The 18,118-nt window shown below is 32.9% G+C and carries 15 protein-coding genes; 4 read left to right on the top strand and 11 right to left on the bottom strand.

What is annotated here, in order from left to right:
* Nucleotides 1-16: 16 nt before the first annotated feature.
* Nucleotides 17-1,624: a SusR family glycan utilization regulator gene (susR, locus tag ACODSB_RS11535; RefSeq protein ID WP_488937154.1), complete on the bottom strand. Its 1,608-nt coding sequence runs from the start codon at nt 1,622-1,624 to the stop codon at nt 17-19.
* Nucleotides 1,625-1,807: 183 nt separating this feature from the next.
* Between susR and ACODSB_RS11530 the strand changes: the two genes are divergently transcribed.
* Nucleotides 1,808-2,149, top strand: a complete 342-nt coding sequence (locus ACODSB_RS11530; protein WP_488937153.1) for a 5-carboxymethyl-2-hydroxymuconate Delta-isomerase — start codon at nt 1,808-1,810, stop codon at nt 2,147-2,149.
* A 274-nt stretch (nt 2,150-2,423) separates the two neighbouring features.
* Here ACODSB_RS11530 and ACODSB_RS11525 read toward each other — a convergent pair whose 3' ends face one another.
* Together ACODSB_RS11525 and ACODSB_RS11520 are read right to left on the bottom strand one after the other, a co-directional pair.
* Nucleotides 2,424-4,682, bottom strand: coding sequence for an acyl-CoA dehydrogenase family protein (locus ACODSB_RS11525; protein WP_488937152.1), 2,259 nt, complete (start codon nt 4,680-4,682; stop codon nt 2,424-2,426).
* A gap of 323 nt (nt 4,683-5,005) precedes the next feature.
* Nucleotides 5,006-5,923, bottom strand: coding sequence for an EamA family transporter (locus tag ACODSB_RS11520; RefSeq protein ID WP_180859809.1), 918 nt, complete (start codon nt 5,921-5,923; stop codon nt 5,006-5,008).
* 101 nt (nt 5,924-6,024) lie between these two features.
* Here ACODSB_RS11520 and ACODSB_RS11515 point away from each other — a divergent pair, with 101 nt between their 5' ends.
* Nucleotides 6,025-7,449 (top strand): aminotransferase-like domain-containing protein, encoded by a 1,425-nt coding sequence (locus ACODSB_RS11515; RefSeq protein WP_488937151.1) that lies wholly within the window; start codon nt 6,025-6,027, stop codon nt 7,447-7,449.
* 458 nt (nt 7,450-7,907) lie between these two features.
* On the opposite strand, the gene ACODSB_RS11510 is transcribed toward ACODSB_RS11515, so the two are convergent.
* From ACODSB_RS11510 to ACODSB_RS11485, 6 genes are all read right to left on the bottom strand, one after another.
* A complete protein-coding gene (locus ACODSB_RS11510; protein WP_053472206.1) occupies nt 7,908-8,855 on the bottom strand; it encodes a bestrophin family protein in 948 nt (315 codons plus the stop codon).
* A gap of 47 nt (nt 8,856-8,902) precedes the next feature.
* Nucleotides 8,903-9,622 (bottom strand): adenine nucleotide alpha hydrolase family protein, encoded by a 720-nt coding sequence (locus ACODSB_RS11505; protein WP_488937150.1) that lies wholly within the window; start codon nt 9,620-9,622, stop codon nt 8,903-8,905.
* Between the two features lie 77 nt (nt 9,623-9,699).
* Nucleotides 9,700-11,103 carry an ATP-binding protein gene (locus tag ACODSB_RS11500; RefSeq protein WP_488937149.1) on the bottom strand — a complete coding sequence of 468 codons (1,404 nt, stop codon included), beginning with the start codon at nt 11,101-11,103 and terminating at the stop codon, nt 9,700-9,702.
* Nucleotide 11,104: 1 nt separating this feature from the next.
* Entirely contained in the window at nt 11,105-11,779 is a 675-nt protein-coding gene (locus tag ACODSB_RS11495; RefSeq protein WP_180858478.1) for a response regulator transcription factor, read from the bottom strand.
* A 320-nt stretch (nt 11,780-12,099) separates the two neighbouring features.
* Nucleotides 12,100-12,720, bottom strand: coding sequence for an outer membrane beta-barrel protein (locus ACODSB_RS11490; RefSeq protein WP_053472202.1), 621 nt, complete (start codon nt 12,718-12,720; stop codon nt 12,100-12,102).
* Between the two features lie 111 nt (nt 12,721-12,831).
* Complete coding sequence (locus tag ACODSB_RS11485) at nt 12,832-14,106, bottom strand: BamA/TamA family outer membrane protein (protein WP_488937148.1); 1,275 nt, start codon at nt 14,104-14,106, stop codon at nt 12,832-12,834.
* A 235-nt stretch (nt 14,107-14,341) separates the two neighbouring features.
* On the opposite strand from ACODSB_RS11485, the gene ACODSB_RS11480 reads away from it, so the two are divergent.
* Nucleotides 14,342-14,815, top strand: a complete 474-nt coding sequence (locus ACODSB_RS11480; RefSeq protein ID WP_488937147.1) for a hypothetical protein — start codon at nt 14,342-14,344, stop codon at nt 14,813-14,815.
* An 81-nt stretch (nt 14,816-14,896) separates the two neighbouring features.
* On the opposite strand, the gene aspA is transcribed toward ACODSB_RS11480, so the two are convergent.
* A complete protein-coding gene (aspA, locus tag ACODSB_RS11475; RefSeq protein ID WP_488937146.1) occupies nt 14,897-16,306 on the bottom strand; it encodes an aspartate ammonia-lyase in 1,410 nt (469 codons plus the stop codon).
* Between the two features lie 135 nt (nt 16,307-16,441).
* Between aspA and ACODSB_RS11470 the strand changes: the two genes are divergently transcribed.
* Nucleotides 16,442-17,020: a pentapeptide repeat-containing protein gene (locus ACODSB_RS11470; RefSeq protein ID WP_488937145.1), complete on the top strand. Its 579-nt coding sequence runs from the start codon at nt 16,442-16,444 to the stop codon at nt 17,018-17,020.
* Between the two features lie 70 nt (nt 17,021-17,090).
* Here ACODSB_RS11470 and ACODSB_RS11465 read toward each other — a convergent pair whose 3' ends face one another.
* Nucleotides 17,091-18,062 (bottom strand): hypothetical protein, encoded by a 972-nt coding sequence (locus ACODSB_RS11465; protein ID WP_488937144.1) that lies wholly within the window; start codon nt 18,060-18,062, stop codon nt 17,091-17,093.
* Between the last annotated feature and the right edge of the window lie 56 nt (nt 18,063-18,118).

The following is an 18,118-nucleotide window of genomic DNA, read 5'->3' as shown; positions in this document are numbered from 1 at the left end:
ATTTTAAAATAAATCTTTACATTTTCAATGTAATTAAACCTATTTTCATGACCATTTCTTCAAAATCATTTCTCGAAACTGCCGCTTTATTTCGGGCTCTTGTTCGATAATTGTAAATTGTACTTAAAGAGTAACGAAGAAAGGCCGCAATTTTTACACTGTCGTTAATTCCTAAACGAATCAAAGCAAAAATTCGAAGCTCGGTATTTAGCAATTCTCCCTGTTTTAAAACAATTTGTTCTTCTTTAATTAAAAGGGCATTAAAGTCTTTTACGAAAGTAGGATATAAATTCAGGAAAATAATATCGAAGTTTTTATACAATTCTTCTAATTCAGTATCAACCAAAGTCGTTGACTTTAGCATTTTGTAGATTTCGTCAAATTGTTTTGCCGTTGCTTTTTTATTTAAAATAATGCGGTAGTTCTCCAGTTTATTAATGTAAGTTGAGCAAAGACTGAAAAAATGCGCAATATATTCCTCCTTGATATGATTCGATTCTGATAATTGTGCATTACGTTCCTGCAGCTGATTATTGGTTTCGGTAATATCCTGATTTAATTCGGCTAATTTTTGACTGGTTTCATAGAGTTCTCCCCGAATTCTTGAAACCTTTTTCATTTGTTTGTAAACGTAAATTACCGCAATAATTAAAAATACCGAAAGCAAACTGATGCAGATTAAATAAAGCTGTAATTCTGTTTTTCGTTTGGCTTCTTTCTCTAAATAAACGGTATTAATGATCGAATAAACTTCTGACATTAAAAGCGTTCGAAACTGTACATTACAATAAAGCGCATCTTCAATTGCCGATTGCGTTAGTTTATACGCCATATCAACATCTTCGATTTCGTAAAAAACCAAAGCCAGTTCCTGCAGCGAAGCATTGTCTTTATTAGCATTTTTAATATCAGCGGTTGCGGAAAGTGCATAATATTTTTTTCGCAATTCAAGCTGATGTGTATGCTCATAAATGTTTCCAAGCAAATAGGTAATCATGGCATATTGCGGATCATCTTCGCTGGTATTTTTAAGCAGATTCATTAATTGCTTTTGGGCACTAACTATTTTTTTATGATATACATCGTGCTGAATTTTATTGATTTGGTAATTAATAGATTTTGGATCTAAAACCATCAATAACGAATCACGGTATTTTTGAATTTGCTGTAAATATTCTTTACTGTAACTATTTGCCGCGTAATGCTCAAAAAACTCACGATACGAAACAAAATAGTTGGGAAGAAGCGATTTTGACAATTTGTTTTTGTCAATACTTTTTAAAATTGCTTCAGATTCCCTGTATTTTCCCGAAGAGGAATATAGTGTAACCAATTGCAGATTGGCTAAATCGGCCAAATCTTTATCGTGAAGTTCATCGGCAATTTTTAAGTTCTTTTTTACATATAAAATAGCCGAATCTGAATTGAACTTTTGGTATTCTGTATATAAGGTTTTATTGTAATTGTACTCTTGTTCTTTCGTTAAATCCTCTGATTTGATTTTTTTGAAATTTAGAATCCTTTCTTCCTTTAATCTAACATAATGTTGTTTGTTTTTTAGCGCCAGATTTAACTTGTCTATAATATCATCCGTACTTTCCGAAGCAAAAACCGGAAAGCTCATCAAGACAATTAAAAGTAACAAAAGTGGATTTTTCAAACTGTGTAAAAAATAAATGTAACGTACAAATATAATAAAGTGTAAATAGAAAAATGAATTATTTATATATCTCGCAAAATAACCTAAAACTAATAATGATTTTTATAATTTTGATTGAAGTGAATTTCTAACTTAACCTACTATCAAATGCCAAATTTTATCATCGAATGTTCTGAAAATGTATTAAGATTAAAATCTGCAGATGATATCATGCAGGAAGTTTTTAATTCAGCTTTATCAACCGATCTTTTTACCGCGCCAGAAATTAAAGTTCGCATAAATCCTTTCTCACATTATAATAATGGCAATACTTTGAGTGATTTTATTCATGTTTTTGGATATATAATGGAAGGCCGAAATGAGGAACAAAAAAACAATTTATCAAAAGCAATTGTAACTAAACTTAATACTATTTTACCCGAAGTTAAATCGATTTCTATGAATATCGATGATTTTCAAAAGGCTGGTTTTAATAGTAAAATGATTTGATTGGTTTGTTTGATATAAATAATTTTATTACAAATAATAAATGTTATAATATTTTCCATGATATTATCATTCCGAGGAACGAGGAATCGCACTAGAGAATCGACAAAGATTGGCGATCTGCTGTGTGGAATTTCTAGTGCGATTCTTCGTTCCTCAGAATGACAAACTTTGTGTTAAAAAAAACAAACTTTGTCAAAGTTTAAAACTTTGACAAAGTTCCTCTAAAACTTATAAAACCTTATATCACTTATATGGTTTAAAAAATATTTAAAAACTACACCGCAATTGGCGCTGCCAAGCAACTCTCCGGAATATCAAAAGCATTTACTAACGCCACAGCATCCGGACGAATATCCCAGCAAAGCTGATTGACTATTTTACGAACCGCTTTTGTTTTCACCGCTTCCATATATCCATCTTCAAGATACCACGCTTTGTTTTTTTCTATCTGCGAAAGCGCATATAACTGATATAATTTTGTCAATATTTGTTTTGAATTTTGATCTTCAATTGCTTTGATTGCTTCCTGAAATTGTTCTAAAACAATACGTTCCAAATAAGCCTGCGCAACATCTATCATTTGATGCTGTACAACATTAAAAGCATCATAAGCTTCTAAACCGCCGTCGACTAATTTCTTGATACGTCTCGCTGCCGAGGCCAGAATTGTTTTTTCTCTGTGCACAAAAGCCTGTAAATGAAATTCGCCATCAAGTAAATGTTCATCATCTGATCTTCTGGTTGCGATTGGATTTTTCTCTGTAATGGCTGTTTTGGCATTTTCATATACATAATTGATGATTCCCAAAGAACCCATTTCACCAAAAGATTTTCTGAATTCAGACAAACGGTTTTTAGCCACTAATTGCATTAAAACGGTATTATCACCTTCAAAAGTCGTGTAAATTTCAGTATCATTTTTTAATGCGTCGATTCGGTTTTCAGATAAATATCCTTTTCCGCCACAGGCTTCTCTACATTCCTGCAAAATATCTCTTGTACTCCAGGTTGAGTACGATTTCATTCCGGCTGCAAGCGCTTCGATTTCCTGCATTTCGCTTTCTGTTCTGTTCAAAAATCTTTTAGTCAGATATTGAAGTGCAAAATGAACGGCGTAGGTTTTAGCTAAATGCGGTAACAATCTGCGTTGGTGCATTCTGTAATTTAAAATCGGAACTTCTGATCCGCCTTCTGGTCCAAATTGTCGGCGTTGGTCACTGTAGCGAATGGCAATTGTCAATCCAGATTTGGCTGCAGCCAAAGCCGAACGCGGAATTCCGATTCTTCCTCCAACCAAAGTTCCTAACATGGTAAAAAATCTTCTGTTATCACTCGGAATTGGACTTTCAAATTCGCCTTTATCGTTTACCGAAGCAAAACGATCCAACATATTTTCTTTCGGAATCACAACATTATCAAAACTAATAGTTCCGTTGTCTACGCCATTTAATCCCATTTTATGTCCGCAGTCACCAATTGTAACGCCTTTTAGAGTATTTCCGTTTGTATCTCTTAGCGGAACTACAAAAGCGTTTACGCCATAATCGTGATCGTCTATAATTAGTTTCGCAAAAACCGTTGTCATTTGTCCGTGAACGGCTGCGTTCCCAATATATTCTTTCTGAGCATTTTTATTTGGCGTATGAATCGTAAAAGTCTGATCGTTATGATTGTATGTTGCCGTAGTTTCTAAACCTTTTACGTTTGATCCGTGATGTGTTTCGGTCATGGCGAAACAACCCGGAAGTTTTAAGGAACCAATATCTTTTAGATATTTTGCATAATGTTTTTCGGTTCCAAGAGACTGAACGCTCATTCCCCAAAGTCCAAACTGAACTCCAAATTTTATCACCAAGCTTAAATCATGATAACTTAGCGTTTCCATAATTGCAAAATAATCTTCTACGTTTCCTCCTCCGCCATATTCCTTCGGATAAGCCATATTTCCTAAGTTTTCATCGGCTAAAATTTTACACCAGTTGTAAACCGTTTGACGAAAAACATTAATATCTGTCGAAGTTTCGTAAGCAAATTCAGGTCTTGAAATCACTGATTTTACTTTTTTTATGATGTGAGCTTCTTTTCCATCCAGAAATTCGGTTATTTTTTGAATATCAAAATTGCTCGTTGTCTGCGAATTTGCGGTAAAAGAATCGGCTTTTGTTTTGAAGTTTTGGAGTGCTTCTTCGCCTAAAATTCCAAGATCGTTTTCAAGTTTTGTAAAGTCTGATTCTAATGAAGAAATATCTAAATCTTTATCTGAAAGTGCCACAGCAATATCAAAAATGGATTTTATCGAAGATTTATCCTGAATGCTTTTTTCAATATCCAGTTTCCATTGTGCGAGTTCATTTCGCGAAGGCGGATTTGAAATATCAACTTTAGATAAAAGATATTCTTGTTCTTCGGCTGAAAGGGCTTTTTGGGATTTTATAAATTCTTTTAATGTGGCAAATTCCTTTGGAGTCAAAAGATCATCAGACCACACTAAATAAAACAATGGAGTAAAAGCTTGAAGTTTTGCTGGTTTCATATAATAGAGATTCGGTTTTTATTTTTTTTTGCCACAGATTATACAGATTAAGAGGATTTTCTTTTGCCACGAATTACACGAATTTTCACGAATTTATTTTTTTTACTGATTCTTTAAATCAATTTGAATTCGTGAAAATTCGTGTAATTCGTGGCCAACTTTCTACGTAAAGAAAACAATCCCTTTAATCCTTATAATCTGTGGCCTATATTTCATTTTACTGCATAAAAAAACAGGAATGAAAAATACTCATTCCTGTTTTAAAACCCTGTTAAGATTCTCGTAATTTTACATTTTTTAACCAATAAAATATGAGAGATACATTACTGAGAATCTTTAGACGACAGGATATATTTCTGTTTTATGGCAAAAATATGATGTGAATTAAAAACTAATACAGCAATAAAAATAATACCGTATGCTATAATTTGTATAATGCCAAATGGTTCTTTATAAAAAAACATGGCCAGTAAAAAAGCAATCATCGGATTGATGTTTAAAAGCATCCCAACGGTTGAAGAATTTATTCCTGAAAGTGCATATAAATTAAGAAACAATGGGAAAATGGTAAACAAAATGGCGATAGTTTCGATACAGAAATAAAACCTAAATTCTGTTGGAATTGGTCCGCTGTAGGCTGGGAAAAAAGGCACTAAAAATAAAGCAGCCAAAGTAATATGAAATGTTAGGACTATAAATTTATCAAAACCTTTGTTAACGCGCTGACTTACTAAATATGCGGCATAAGTAAAGCCAATTATGATGCTGAAAAACATATCCATTATATTGGCATAAGACAAAAGAATACAGCCTGAAATACTTAATCCAACTGCAATCCATTGTGTTTTACTTAGTTTTTCGTGCAAAATAAAATACGCCAATAATGTGGTTAAAATTGGACAGACTAAATATGCCAAAGATGTGGCTTTTACGCTGACATGATTCATTACATAAATAAAGGTAAACCAATTGGCCATTAGAAAAACGCTTCCGCCAATATTTAATAAAGCCGATTTTCTCTTTTCAGCTTTTGGCATTGCTTTAAAAACTGCTATGGCTTCTTTAACCTTTTTTCGTCTAAATGTAAAAGAAATCAGGAGCATTAAAATGCTGCAGCTGAAAACACGATAGAATAATATATCCAATGAGGCATAATCATGTATTGGTTTTAAAACCAAACTAAAAAATCCCCAGATTACAAAACAAGTAATCGCCGCTATGTAGTATTTTGTTGTTTTCACGAAATTTTAGTTTGTTTAATTTTCTATGAAACAAATTTCTAAAAAATAAAATAGCAATACAGATACAGTTTTTGTAAATTGCAGCATAACAGTTTATTTTTATGAAGAGTTCAAATTACTTGTATCTGCAGTTTGCAGACGTTATTGAAAAGCAGATAAAATCAGGGCTTTTAAATGTTGGAGACAAACTGCCTTCGATCCGGGAAGTTTGTGCCGAAACGGGTTACAGCATGAGTACGGTAAGCAAAGCGTATTATGAAGTCGAAAGCCGATCACTTATTGAATCCCGTCCTCAGTCTGGTTATTATGTGAGTAATATCTCGGCCAGAACAATTCCGGAACCTTCTGCCAGCAGTCCCATATTAAAATGCGAAAACATAGATCGGGAAGATTTAATCGATCAGGTTTACGGTAATATGACCGATAAAAATATTACGATGCTGTCGCTGGGTTTTCCATCAAATGAGCTTCTTCCTATTGCAAAATTAAACAAAGGAATGGTTCAGGCGATGCGCCAGCTGCCAAACAGCGGAACAAGCTATGAAGAAGTACAAGGTAATTTGAATTTAAGAAAAGAAATTGCGCGCTGGTCTTTTAGCTGGGGCGGTTCTTTAACAGAGCGGGATATTATAACGATGCCGGGCTGTACAAGCGCCATATCGCATTGTTTAATGACGTTGACAAAACCAGGAGATACTATTATTACCGAAAGTCCTGCTTATTTTGGAATTCTGCAATTGGCTAAATCTTTGGGTTTATATATTATGGAACTGCCTACCAATATGACAACGGGCATAGAATTAGAAGCGCTGAAAAAAGCTCTTGCGACTAAAAAAGTTACACTTTGTTTATTGATGAGTAATTTTAGTAATCCTTCTGGAAGCATGATGCCTGCTGAACACAAAAAAGAAGTGGTAAAATTGATGGAGTTTTACAACATTCCATTAATTGAAGATGATATTCACGGCGATTTGTACTTTGGCGCAAGCCGCCCGACAAATTGCAAGACTTACGACGAAAGCGGTATTGTACTTTGCTGCAGTTCTGTTTCTAAAACACTGGCACCGGGTTATCGCGCCGGCTGGGTTTCACCTGGGAAATTTAAAAAAGAAATCCTTCGTAATAAAATTTACCACACGCTCTCCTCTCCTACAATTACACATGAAGTTGTGGGTGATTTCCTGAAAAACGGACGCTATGAAAATCATCTTAGAAAAATCCGCCAAATACTGAATCGCAATTGTAATAATTATATCAATACAGTTTTAGAATCTTTTCCCGCTGGAACAAAAGTGAGCCAGCCTCAGGGCGGCTTTTTCCTTTGGGTTGAATTAGATAAAAAAATTGATACTGCTGTGTTTTATCATCTGGCTATGAAACATAATATCAGTATCGCGCCCGGAAGGATTTTCTCTTTTCAAAATCAGTTTTCGAATTGTATGCGTTTGAGTTTTGGGCTTCCGTGGAGTAATGAATTGCGGGAATCTATTCGAACTTTGGGGAGATTGGCAGCGAAACAGTTGTAAAGTTTGTCTTTGCGATTAGTTTGTCATTTCGAGGAACGAGAAATCGCACTCGTAAATCGACAAAGATTGGCGAATATCTGTGGGGAGTCTAGTGCGATTTCTCCTTTCAGTCGAAATGACAAACTATGTGCTTTTAAAAATAAAAAAACTTAGAATCTCAGCAACTTAGAATCTTAGCATCTTCAATTAATACAGCCCGTGGTTTCAACCACGAGGACATGGAGTATGACATTGCATTGTGATTACATTGTGTTCCAGTGGTTGAAACCACTGGCTATGTTTAAAATGTTTGCGTTTATATTTTTGTCGATTTGTTAGTGCGGTTGCTTCGTTCCTCGCAATGACAAAAACTCAGAACCTTAGCAACTTAGAATCTTAGCAACTCCAAAAAAAAAAGCTGGACAGCGCTAACCAATACACTGTCCAGCCAACAATTAAAGAAGACCAAAATTAAAGTCTTATAACACGAAATAAGCGTCTTTTTCGACTTTCTTAGGTTCGTCGTCTAAGTGGAATTCTTTCAGAATATCAAATTCGCTTTGATATTCGTTTAGCATTTGTTTGATATTTTTTTCAATTGTGTTTGCAATTGTGGTAACCGGCGTATCGGTTGGTCTGTTTTCAAACGGATCTTGCAAATGAATCGCCATTCTTTCGATCAAAAAGAAAGCAGCTGCAATTGCTGTAATCAACGGAATCGCAAACCAGCTCAATACACTTGTCAACCCAAAAGGCAGTAACAAAATAAATAAACACAAGGTTAATCTAATGTACATACTGTAGGTTGTTGGAAAAATCGTGTTCTTGATTCTCTCGCATTTACCCATTTCATCGCATAATCGCGATAATGTATTATCGATTTCAACTTGTTGGTACATGTTGATTTTTTTCTCGTTTTTAGCATTTTTAAGGTCACGCGCATGAAGCATTAAAATAGCATTAGGAACGTTTTGATGATTCTTGATATACCTAATTTCGTCTTCGCTCATTAAACCTTTTAAAGGTTTTACAGCATCTTTATTTCGAAGCGCCTGACCTAAACTATAACACCATGCAATTTGTCTTTTGGCAAAGTTCTCTTTGAATTCACTTGCTTCTACAGAAAAATCGGGATCTTTATAAAATGTCAAAACCTGACGAATTAAAGTTCTCGAATCGTTTACAACTGCTCCCCAAACAATTCGTGCTTCCCACCAGCGATCGTAAGCCTGATTCGATTTAAAGGCTAATAATAAGGAAATAATGGTTCCAATCATGGTTGGAATCGCAATTGGAATATCTACAGGAAGTGTTACAAAATAGTGGTGAAAAATTTCGAATAAAACAGTATAAGTAATCACTAAAGCCATTTCTACTTTAATTTTCCCGAGAACGTACTTCATTGGTATTCTTTTCTTTAATAACATATTTTCGGTTTTAATTAAATTAATATTTGTTTAGAAGAAATCGGGTTTTATACGGTTTCTTCATATAATGAAAGTACCGGAAGTCCCAGTTTTTCATTAATGTTTTGTTTTTTTACTTTTTTAAATTTGATTTTTTCTCCTTTTCGGGTTTCTACCAAAAGATCAATTTCATATTTTGAAATAGCTTCGGTTAAATAAGGTGCAGCTGCTTCGTAATTATCATCAACTCTTGAAGTCTGACTTACAATTTCATAAGAGAAATTTTCATTTAAAAACTGCTGTACATCTTTTACATGAACATTTGCAGCGCTGTTTTCTATATAAAGCGCTTTTGTAAAATCTTCTTTAAAATCGTTTCCTAAATGCAGAATCGGGCATTTTTGATTGGCCGCTAATTGCACTAAATATTGATGAATACGTTTTGTTTCCTGTTTATAAGAGTGTGTTAAAACGACTAATTTTACAGCAAAATGCTCAATGATTCCTCTAAAAATTGGAGACGAAAGTCCGTATTGATTGTGAATTTTAATTTTGCAGTTTTTAGTATGATCAATCATATATCTGCAGGTTTCGAGAACTTCTTCCTGACTTTTGGTAAGTCCGGTTCTCATTTCACGTAAAAAATTAGAGGATGAAAAAGCATCTGGAGTATCAGAAACCATCATTAGAACAATTTCGCAGTCTGATTCTTTTGCCTGACTAATAGCTGATTTTACAGCAGAAATTGTATCATCTTTTAAAGTAGTAGGTATTAGGAAATTTTTCATATGTATAATCTTTTAGTTTATACATACAAAATAACGGGCTGAAAATTAGAAGGGTCTTAATCTAAAATTAGAATTTTCTAAGATTCAACATTAGATTTTTTAATGTTGGTCTTTTTAGGATTTATCTTTTTAAAGATTATCGTTACGATTGTTCCTTTGTTTTGCTCTGACTGCACTTGTATTTCGCCATCGTGCATACGAATGATTTTTGACGCCAGCGGCAATCCTAAACCGTAACCAATATATTTGGCTGCAATTTTCCCTCTAAAGAAAGGTTCGTACAAATGTGGAATATCTTCTGGCGGTATACCGATTCCGATATCGTTAATCGAAATTTTAATTGCATCCTGATTGGCGGAAAGCGTTACAAATACTTCATTATTATCGGAATACTTTACCCCGTTTGTAATAATATTATTGATCGCTAATTCTAAAAGCGGTTTATTACACGGAATTAAAAGCAGATTAGAATCTTTTGGGGCAAAATTCATTTTAATGCTGACACGATTATCAGGATAAATTTTATCTAAATCTGATTTTACGTCTAATAACAATTCATCAATTCTGGCAATATCTAAAACTTGTTTGTTTCCGTCGTAACCCGTTTGTGTCAGTTTTAATAAACTTTCGGTGAGGTTTCCTAATCTTGAAGCCTGACTGTAAATGTTTTGCAATGATTCGACATATTCTGAAACTTCACGCTCTTTTAGCAGCATAATTTCAGACTCGGCAATTATGGTTGTAATTGGCGTTTTTAATTCGTGTGAAGCATTATTAATGAAGTTGGCCTGAATTTCAAATGAAGTTTCAAGTCTGTCTAACATATCGTTAAAAGTTTCTGTCAAATCTGAAATTTCATCCGAATTTTTCACTTCCGGAAGTCGGTTATGAAGATTTGAAGCGCTGATTCGGTTTACTTCTTTGGTGATTCTTGCGACGGGATTTATGACTCTTTTTGCCAGAAAACGACCTAAAAAGAAAGCGAGAAGTATGAAACCTATGCCTCCAAAAAGTAATATTTTTATAATATATATAGACGTAGTTTTTCCGCGTCGGTCGCGCGCGCCAACAATTACAATGTATTTTTGATGGCTTTCGGTAAAAACCTGTCCGAGATAATATTTGCTGTTAACTTCAAAATAGTCTTTTCCTGTTGACAGAATATTAGAATAAAATGAATTTGGGAGATTTAGATTTGTATTATAATCAAAACTATTGGCACTGTTGATTTTAAGAACATATTCTTCTTCTTCAATAAGTTCTTCCAGGCCGTTTTTCTTTAAATTACTATAGTATTTGCTTTTTTCAGGATCGTGCTGAAAGTGAATTGATGCTACAATTTTGGCACGGTCTTCTAACCTTTTCAAAAAATGGTAACGGTTATTTTCTCTAAATAAAACAAATACTATTATACTCAATAGCAATGTACTAAAGGTAGAAAGTGCTACATAAGTAAAAGTAATTTTTTTTCTGATATCCATTCTATGGCTTTATAACATAACCTAAACCTTTCATGGTATGAATAAGTTTGGTTTTAAAAGGTTTATCTACTTTTTTTCTTAAATACGTAATATACACATCGACAACATTGGTGTTCATATCAAAATTAATATCCCAAACGTTGTCTAAAATCTGATCGCGGGAAACGATTCTTCCGGCATTTTTTCCCAGATAATATAGTAATTTAAACTCTTTTGCGGTTAAAATTATCGATTCTCCTTCTCTTTTTACCGTTTTTGCACGTCCGTTTATTTCTAAATCGCCAATGGTAATTACATCGATTTTATCTGTTTCCTGATGTGCTCTTCGGTTTAAAGCATTTACTCTTGCATCGAGTTCTCCAAATTTAAAAGGTTTTACCAAATAATCATCGGCACCAGAATTTAGTCCGGTTACAATGTTTTCTGAAGTTCCCAGAGCGGTTAAAAGTAAAATAGGAACAAAATTTTTACTGGCACGAAGTCTGCGGCAAATCTCGATTCCGTTAATATCCGGTAACATAACGTCTAAAACGACAACATCAAAGTTATAATTGTGGATCATTTCGAGGGCAGTTTTGCCATCCATAGCCACACTTACTTCGTTGTTATTTTCGGCAAATCCTTTCCTTAAAATCGATAAAAGATTTGGTTCGTCTTCGACTATTAGTAACTTCATATTAATTTGTATATACAACAAAAATAAGGATTGACTTCAAAAATATTATTCATAATAGTTGTAAATTATGATTTAATTATGAACAACGGCTTTAAAAAGCATAAAAAAAGCAGCTTTATCTAGCTGCTAATTCTTACTTATAAATTTATACACGTTGAACTTAATTAATTAAACATATAGAAACATAGATTTTGTTATTGATCAAAGGCGTTTCACTTGCATTAACAAACATAGCTATGTGTAAATGATATATCATTTATTTTAATCTTTATTCAATTAATACATAAATCTACGTTTCTATGTGTTAAATATTATTCTTTCTAATTTTTAAAATTAAAACTCAATACTGCTCCAAGTCCAAATTGAAAAGTCGAAATATAATCATCAACTGCAACCGGGCCATACCAATATGTCCAATAATAACTCTCACCAACTGCTGCCGACATCGATTGTAAATAAGCGTTAATATTTACAGAGACAGTCGAAGCTGTTTTAATTTTTACACCTCCCTTTACATCCCAGGCAAAATAAGTTCCGCTTCCTCCCTGAGGCGTTTCTAAAATACTAACTCCTGCTCCTGCACCCAAATAAGGCAATAAATTTGATCCTGTATCAAAATAATGGGTGAAATCTGCTAAAATAAAATTGAAGGCGCCTTTATCGTTTCCGGCATTAACCTGATTTCCTAAAGGGCCATAAAAAGGTATTTTTACATCTGATCTTAAATACTTTAACTCAACTGAGTTATTTGTCGAAAAGAAATACTCAAATCCTGCTCCATATTGAAATCCATCTTCAATTGTTGCAGAATAACCGTCGTAATCCAGCTCATCTGAAAAATTATAACCGCCATACAAATTAAGCGAAAAAGACCTTGCATCCTGAGCCTGCATCCCTATCGCCGACAGGAATACAGCTAATAATAAACTGTACTGTTTCATAAATTATGTGTTTGAAAGTTAAATGGTTAGCCAAATTTAATATTTTTTATTGTAATTTCTTACATTTTTAAATATAAATTTCACATAATCAAACACTTACAAACAAAACTATTAAAAAGTTTCTCCAGCATTTAAGTAAAATCCCTTCGAATTATTTCCCCACGCATTATCGATAATTAAATTGGTACGTGTTTTTTTGTCTATTAATATTCTAAGGCCAACACCAACCGTTGGCTGGATTGCATGAAAAAGTGATACATCATTGTCTTTATTACTAGCGGTTACAAAATTGGTAAAAGCTACGCCGCTAAACATTTGATTGCAGGTTATGGGAAACCGAAATTCTGTAGAAAGATATACAAGTCCGTTTCCTCTAAATAATCCTTGTGTGTAACCTTCTCCACTTCTGCTGCGCTGATCCCATCCAATTGCAGGCAGATTTAAATACGGAACATCGCCTCTTGTAACAAATTGTCCGTAAGCCCAGATTCCGAGAATGTAACGCGGATTTTTCTGCGAAAGCGGAATAAAATTTCGGTATTCGGCATACAAAACGTTGCTGTATTTTTGATTATCAAAAAATACGGGATTAAAACGATAATTGATATTCGCAAACCAGCCTCTGGAAGAATTTACCTGATTGTCTCTCGAATCGTAAACCATATTAAAACTTACTCCGGTTAGAAAATATTCTAAATTATCAAAACCGTGTTCCTGATTGTAATTGTAGTGATACGTTAGATTTCCGTTTTCAACATCTAACTCTTTGTCTTTTATATTGGTGTACCAATCGATATTGATTCCTGCACCTACGTAAAAATTCTTTCTTACTTCAAAAGAAGCTGTTTGGTGAAATTTGAAATAATTATAATCCATTTCCTGTGCCAAAGAATCGATGCTAAAACCGGGTTCCTGATCGCGATGCGGCGGAATTATATCTGTTCCGAGTCCGTAGTTTGGCTGTGAAAATATGTAAAGCCTGTAATCGCCGCTTAAAAAGATTCGGTTATTTTTTAGCAGAATATTGTTTTTGACATTGATCAGCCATTGCTTTTTTACGGTATAGGTTATACCCAAATTAGCGACTGAATATTTATCTGATTCTTGTTTTCCTTTGAAAGTATACTGAGCAACGGCACCAAAAAAGAATCCCGTTGCGGGCTGTGAACCAATTGCGGGAATTACTAGGAAAAAATTGTTTTTTGTGGGTTTAACGACTAAAGTAGAATCGGGTTTTTTAAAGATTTCTAAAATAGTTTTGGGTGGACATATTTCTTTTTTTTGAGAATCTGTTTCCGTTTGTGCCATTAGAAATAATGGAAACAGGAAAAGCAGCACTGCCATTTTAATTTTATGCTGAAAACTTATTTTTCTTAAGAATTTCATTCGGCAAAAATTTTAATTTCTATTTAAAAAATCAAACCTCTTGTAAATATAACCCTTATTTTCAACATTTTACAGAACAAAACATTCAGAATACCTCTTTCAATAAAATCTTATTCTACAATTTTTTAAACTTTTACAATCAAAACTACTTTACGGTTGAAATTAATTTTGCAAAATGTTTTAAGAGACATAAATCTTTCATTTAAAAACATTTACAAATAAAATAGATACCATAATGAAAAATACTTTTGAATTTAAGCTTCCTCATTTCCCAACTGATATTTTTGAGTTTGAAAATAATATTTTCTCAGGAAAATCAACATTAAAACAAAATGGAGTTATTGTTGAACAAAGTAAAGAAAGAGGAAAACCTTTTTTAATAAAAAGGGTGAATGACGAAATTGTAGAAGCTTTTCCTAAAATGAACATTCCGGATATCTCTGCACAAGTTTTAAGCATAGACGGAAAAAGATGTGTTATGGCTGCCCAATTAAAATGGTATGAATATATAATTGGTGCACTGTCTTTTCTTTCCTTTTTTACCATAGGTGCAATTGGCATTGTTGCGGGGAGCACGGCAACTATTATTAATTATAATTTCTTCAGACAAAATACTTCACCAATACATAAATATCTTAAAGTTTTTGGAGTAAACGTAATTTGTCTGGCTTTATATTTAATAGCAGTAAGCTGGAAAATGAATCAATAAATAATTAAGAAATTTAAAACACAGAAAAAGAAAAAGCCGTCAGTAAATTGACGGCTTGTTATTATATTTTTTATAGCAATTTTATTTTGTGATAAATTTTGGATGAATTAAATTTTCTAAAGAATAGATTTCATCCCATTTTTCCTGTGTGATCAGCTTTCTTTCTAAAACAGCAATTTGATGTACACTTTTGTTTGTTTTTAAAGCTTCACCCGCAATACTGGCACTTTCTTCGTAACCAATAATTGGATTTAACTGCGTCACAATTCCTATGCTGTTCATGACCATATTATAGCAATGATCAACATTTGCCGTGATTCCGTTAATACATTTATCAATTAAGGTTTGAATGGCATTTGAAAGATAATCTAAAGACGTAAACATCGCAAAAGCAATTACAGGTTCCATTACATTCAATTGTAATTGTCCTGCTTCTGCCGCCATTGTAACCGTTAAATCCTGACCAATTACATAAAAACAAGTTTGGTTTACGACTTCTGGAATTACCGGATTTACTTTACCCGGCATAATGGACGAACCTGGCTGACGTGCGGGTAAATTGATTTCATTTAATCCTGTTCTTGGCCCTGAACTCAACAATCGTAAGTCGTTGCAGATTTTAGAAATCTTAACGGCAGAACGTTTTAAAGTTCCCATAATTTGGACATACGCTCCAGTATCAACCGTTGCTTCGATTAAATCTGGTGAAAGCGTTAACGGAATTCCAACTTCTTTAGCTAAGTAAGCAACACAAATTTCAGGATAGCCTTCCGGAGCGTTTACTTTTGTTCCAATGGCCGTTGCGCCCATATTGATTTCCAAAAGTAATTCCTGAGCATTTTTTAAGCGTTGTATATCTTCACCAATTGTTGTTGCATAAGCTTTAAATTCTTGTCCCAAAGTCATGGGAACTGCATCTTGCAATTGTGTTCTTCCCATTTTTAGAACTTCCTTAAACTCCTCTCCTTTTTTGGCAAAAGCAACTTCTAGACCTGCAAGTGTTTTAATAAAACTATCCATTTTTAAATACAATGCAATTCGAAAAGCCGATGGATAAGCATCGTTTGTAGATTGTGAACAGTTTACATGATTATTGGGATGTAAAAAGTTGTATTCGCCTTTTTTGTGTCCCAGATATTCAAGTCCAATATTTGCGATTACTTCATTGGTATTCATGTTTACAGAAGTTCCCGCGCCGCCCTGAATTAAATCGCTTACAAATTCATCATTAAATTTTCCGGCAATAACCTGATCGCTTCCGTAACAAATCGCTTCGGCAATTTTTGGATCAATGGCATTGCAGTCTTTATTCGCAAGAGCTGCGGCTTTTTTCACATAACCTAAAGCTTTGATAAACAAAGGTTCTTTTGAAATGGGAATTCCGGTAATATTGAAGTTTTCTACCGCTCTAAATGTTTGGATTCCGTAGTACAGATGATTTGGAATTTCTAATTCTCCTAAAAAATCATGCTCCTTTCTTGTTGATTCCATATAATTAAAATTGATGTTTTTTAACTTAAAAAATAAGCGTAAAGCTACATCAAATTCTAAATTTTGTTCACAACTTTTACTTAATATTTTGGCTTAAATTAGTACCTTTTCAGCCTCAAAAATTTAAAAATAAACTTGAAAAAAGAAAGCGAATATTTTCTTGATAAAGAATATAATACGATTATTTATGCCAAAGACGATCTTAATTTTAAAGATTTCGAATGCTGCGTTTTTAATAATTGTAATTTTTCTGCCTGCACTTTTTTAGCGGTTACTTTTATCGACTGCATTTTTAATGACTGCACTTTCACCGAAGCAAAAATTAATTATGTTGCTTTTAGAACGGTGACTTTTAATGGATGTGAAATTAAAGAGGTAAATTTTGCCATGTGCGATAAACTGATTTTTGAAGTTCGTTTTAATGACTGCATTCTGGACTTTTCAAAGTTTTATAATTTAAAAATAAAAGGAACTCCATTCACCAATTGCAGTTTAATTGCGGTTGATTTTATGGCCGCGGATCTAACGGGTGTTTTATTTGACAACTGTGATTTATACCGTTCCGAATTCGACAAAGCCATCGCCAACAAAACCGATTTTAAAACGAGTTATAATTATACGATTGACCCTTCTAAAACAAAACTTAAAAAGGCTGTTTTTGCTTTGAAGGAGCTGAAAGGGTTATTGTTTAAGCATGATGTTATTGTGAGTTAAAGAAAAAAGCCAATATAAAATTGGCTTTGATTATTAATATATATCATTGGAGATTACTTGACGATAGTACCTACCTTAATTTTATACTTTCAGCGATTTTTTTATACTCATTAAAATAAGTATATTTTTTTGATATGTCGGTTCCTAAAAATTGAATTATACCTTTTGGTGTTTGTTTTATATATTGATACATTTTTAGTTCTTTTCCTTCAAAAATTCCAGACATTTCTACTTTTATAATCTCATCTGCGCCCTCTTTATATTTTTCTTCGGAGATCACTTTTATCTTAACATTTTTCTCTTTATAAATATTATTTCCATATTTATATATCAATTTATCACTGTAAGTTTTTAAATCAAATCCATTAAGATTATTAGGTAAAACTCCAATTAAAAAATTATTTATGTAGATTCCATTACCAACCAATTGTTCTTTACCAATAGTATATATACCAAAACTATTCATGACATTTAATAATTCAAATTCTGATTTTTTTAAATCTACATCATAAAATAAATTATCATTAATATTTACTTTTATATTCTCATCATAATATGTACTTAAAACTAAATCTGTTATTTCCTTCCTTTCTTTTTCATCATTTGAAAAAACTCCCATAACTAAAACTGAAAAAGAAGTATCTCCAAAGGCAAGAATAATTTGCTCTGAATCATTACCTTGAGGAGCAAGAGCAAAATAAGCATCATAAAATCCTAATTTAAATTCTTTCTTTATTCTTATTCTTCCGCCTTGCTTTTCTAGCTCATCAATTTTATTACTTATTTTGGTAACAGATTTATGATAGTCTTGGTTTGGAATTTCAATAACTTGAAAATAATTTTTTGAATCTTTTTGAAACCTTTTTAGTTCATTATAATATACATAATCTTTAGATTCATTTATTAATATTTTTGTGCCCTTTACAATTACTTTATTTTCAATATTCGAAATTTTAATTTGATCGGGAATATTTATTGATTGTCCCTTTAAGTTAAAACTGAACACTGAAAATATAAAAAAAAATATTGTGATGTGCTTCATACGCTATTGTTGTTGTCATTATTCAAAAACATAAAAGTAAAAACATCTTTAAAAGG

The organism is Flavobacterium sp. FG68, from assembly GCF_057808895.1.
Note: the sequence above shows the minus strand (reverse complement) of the source record. Positions and strands in the feature narration are given on the sequence as shown.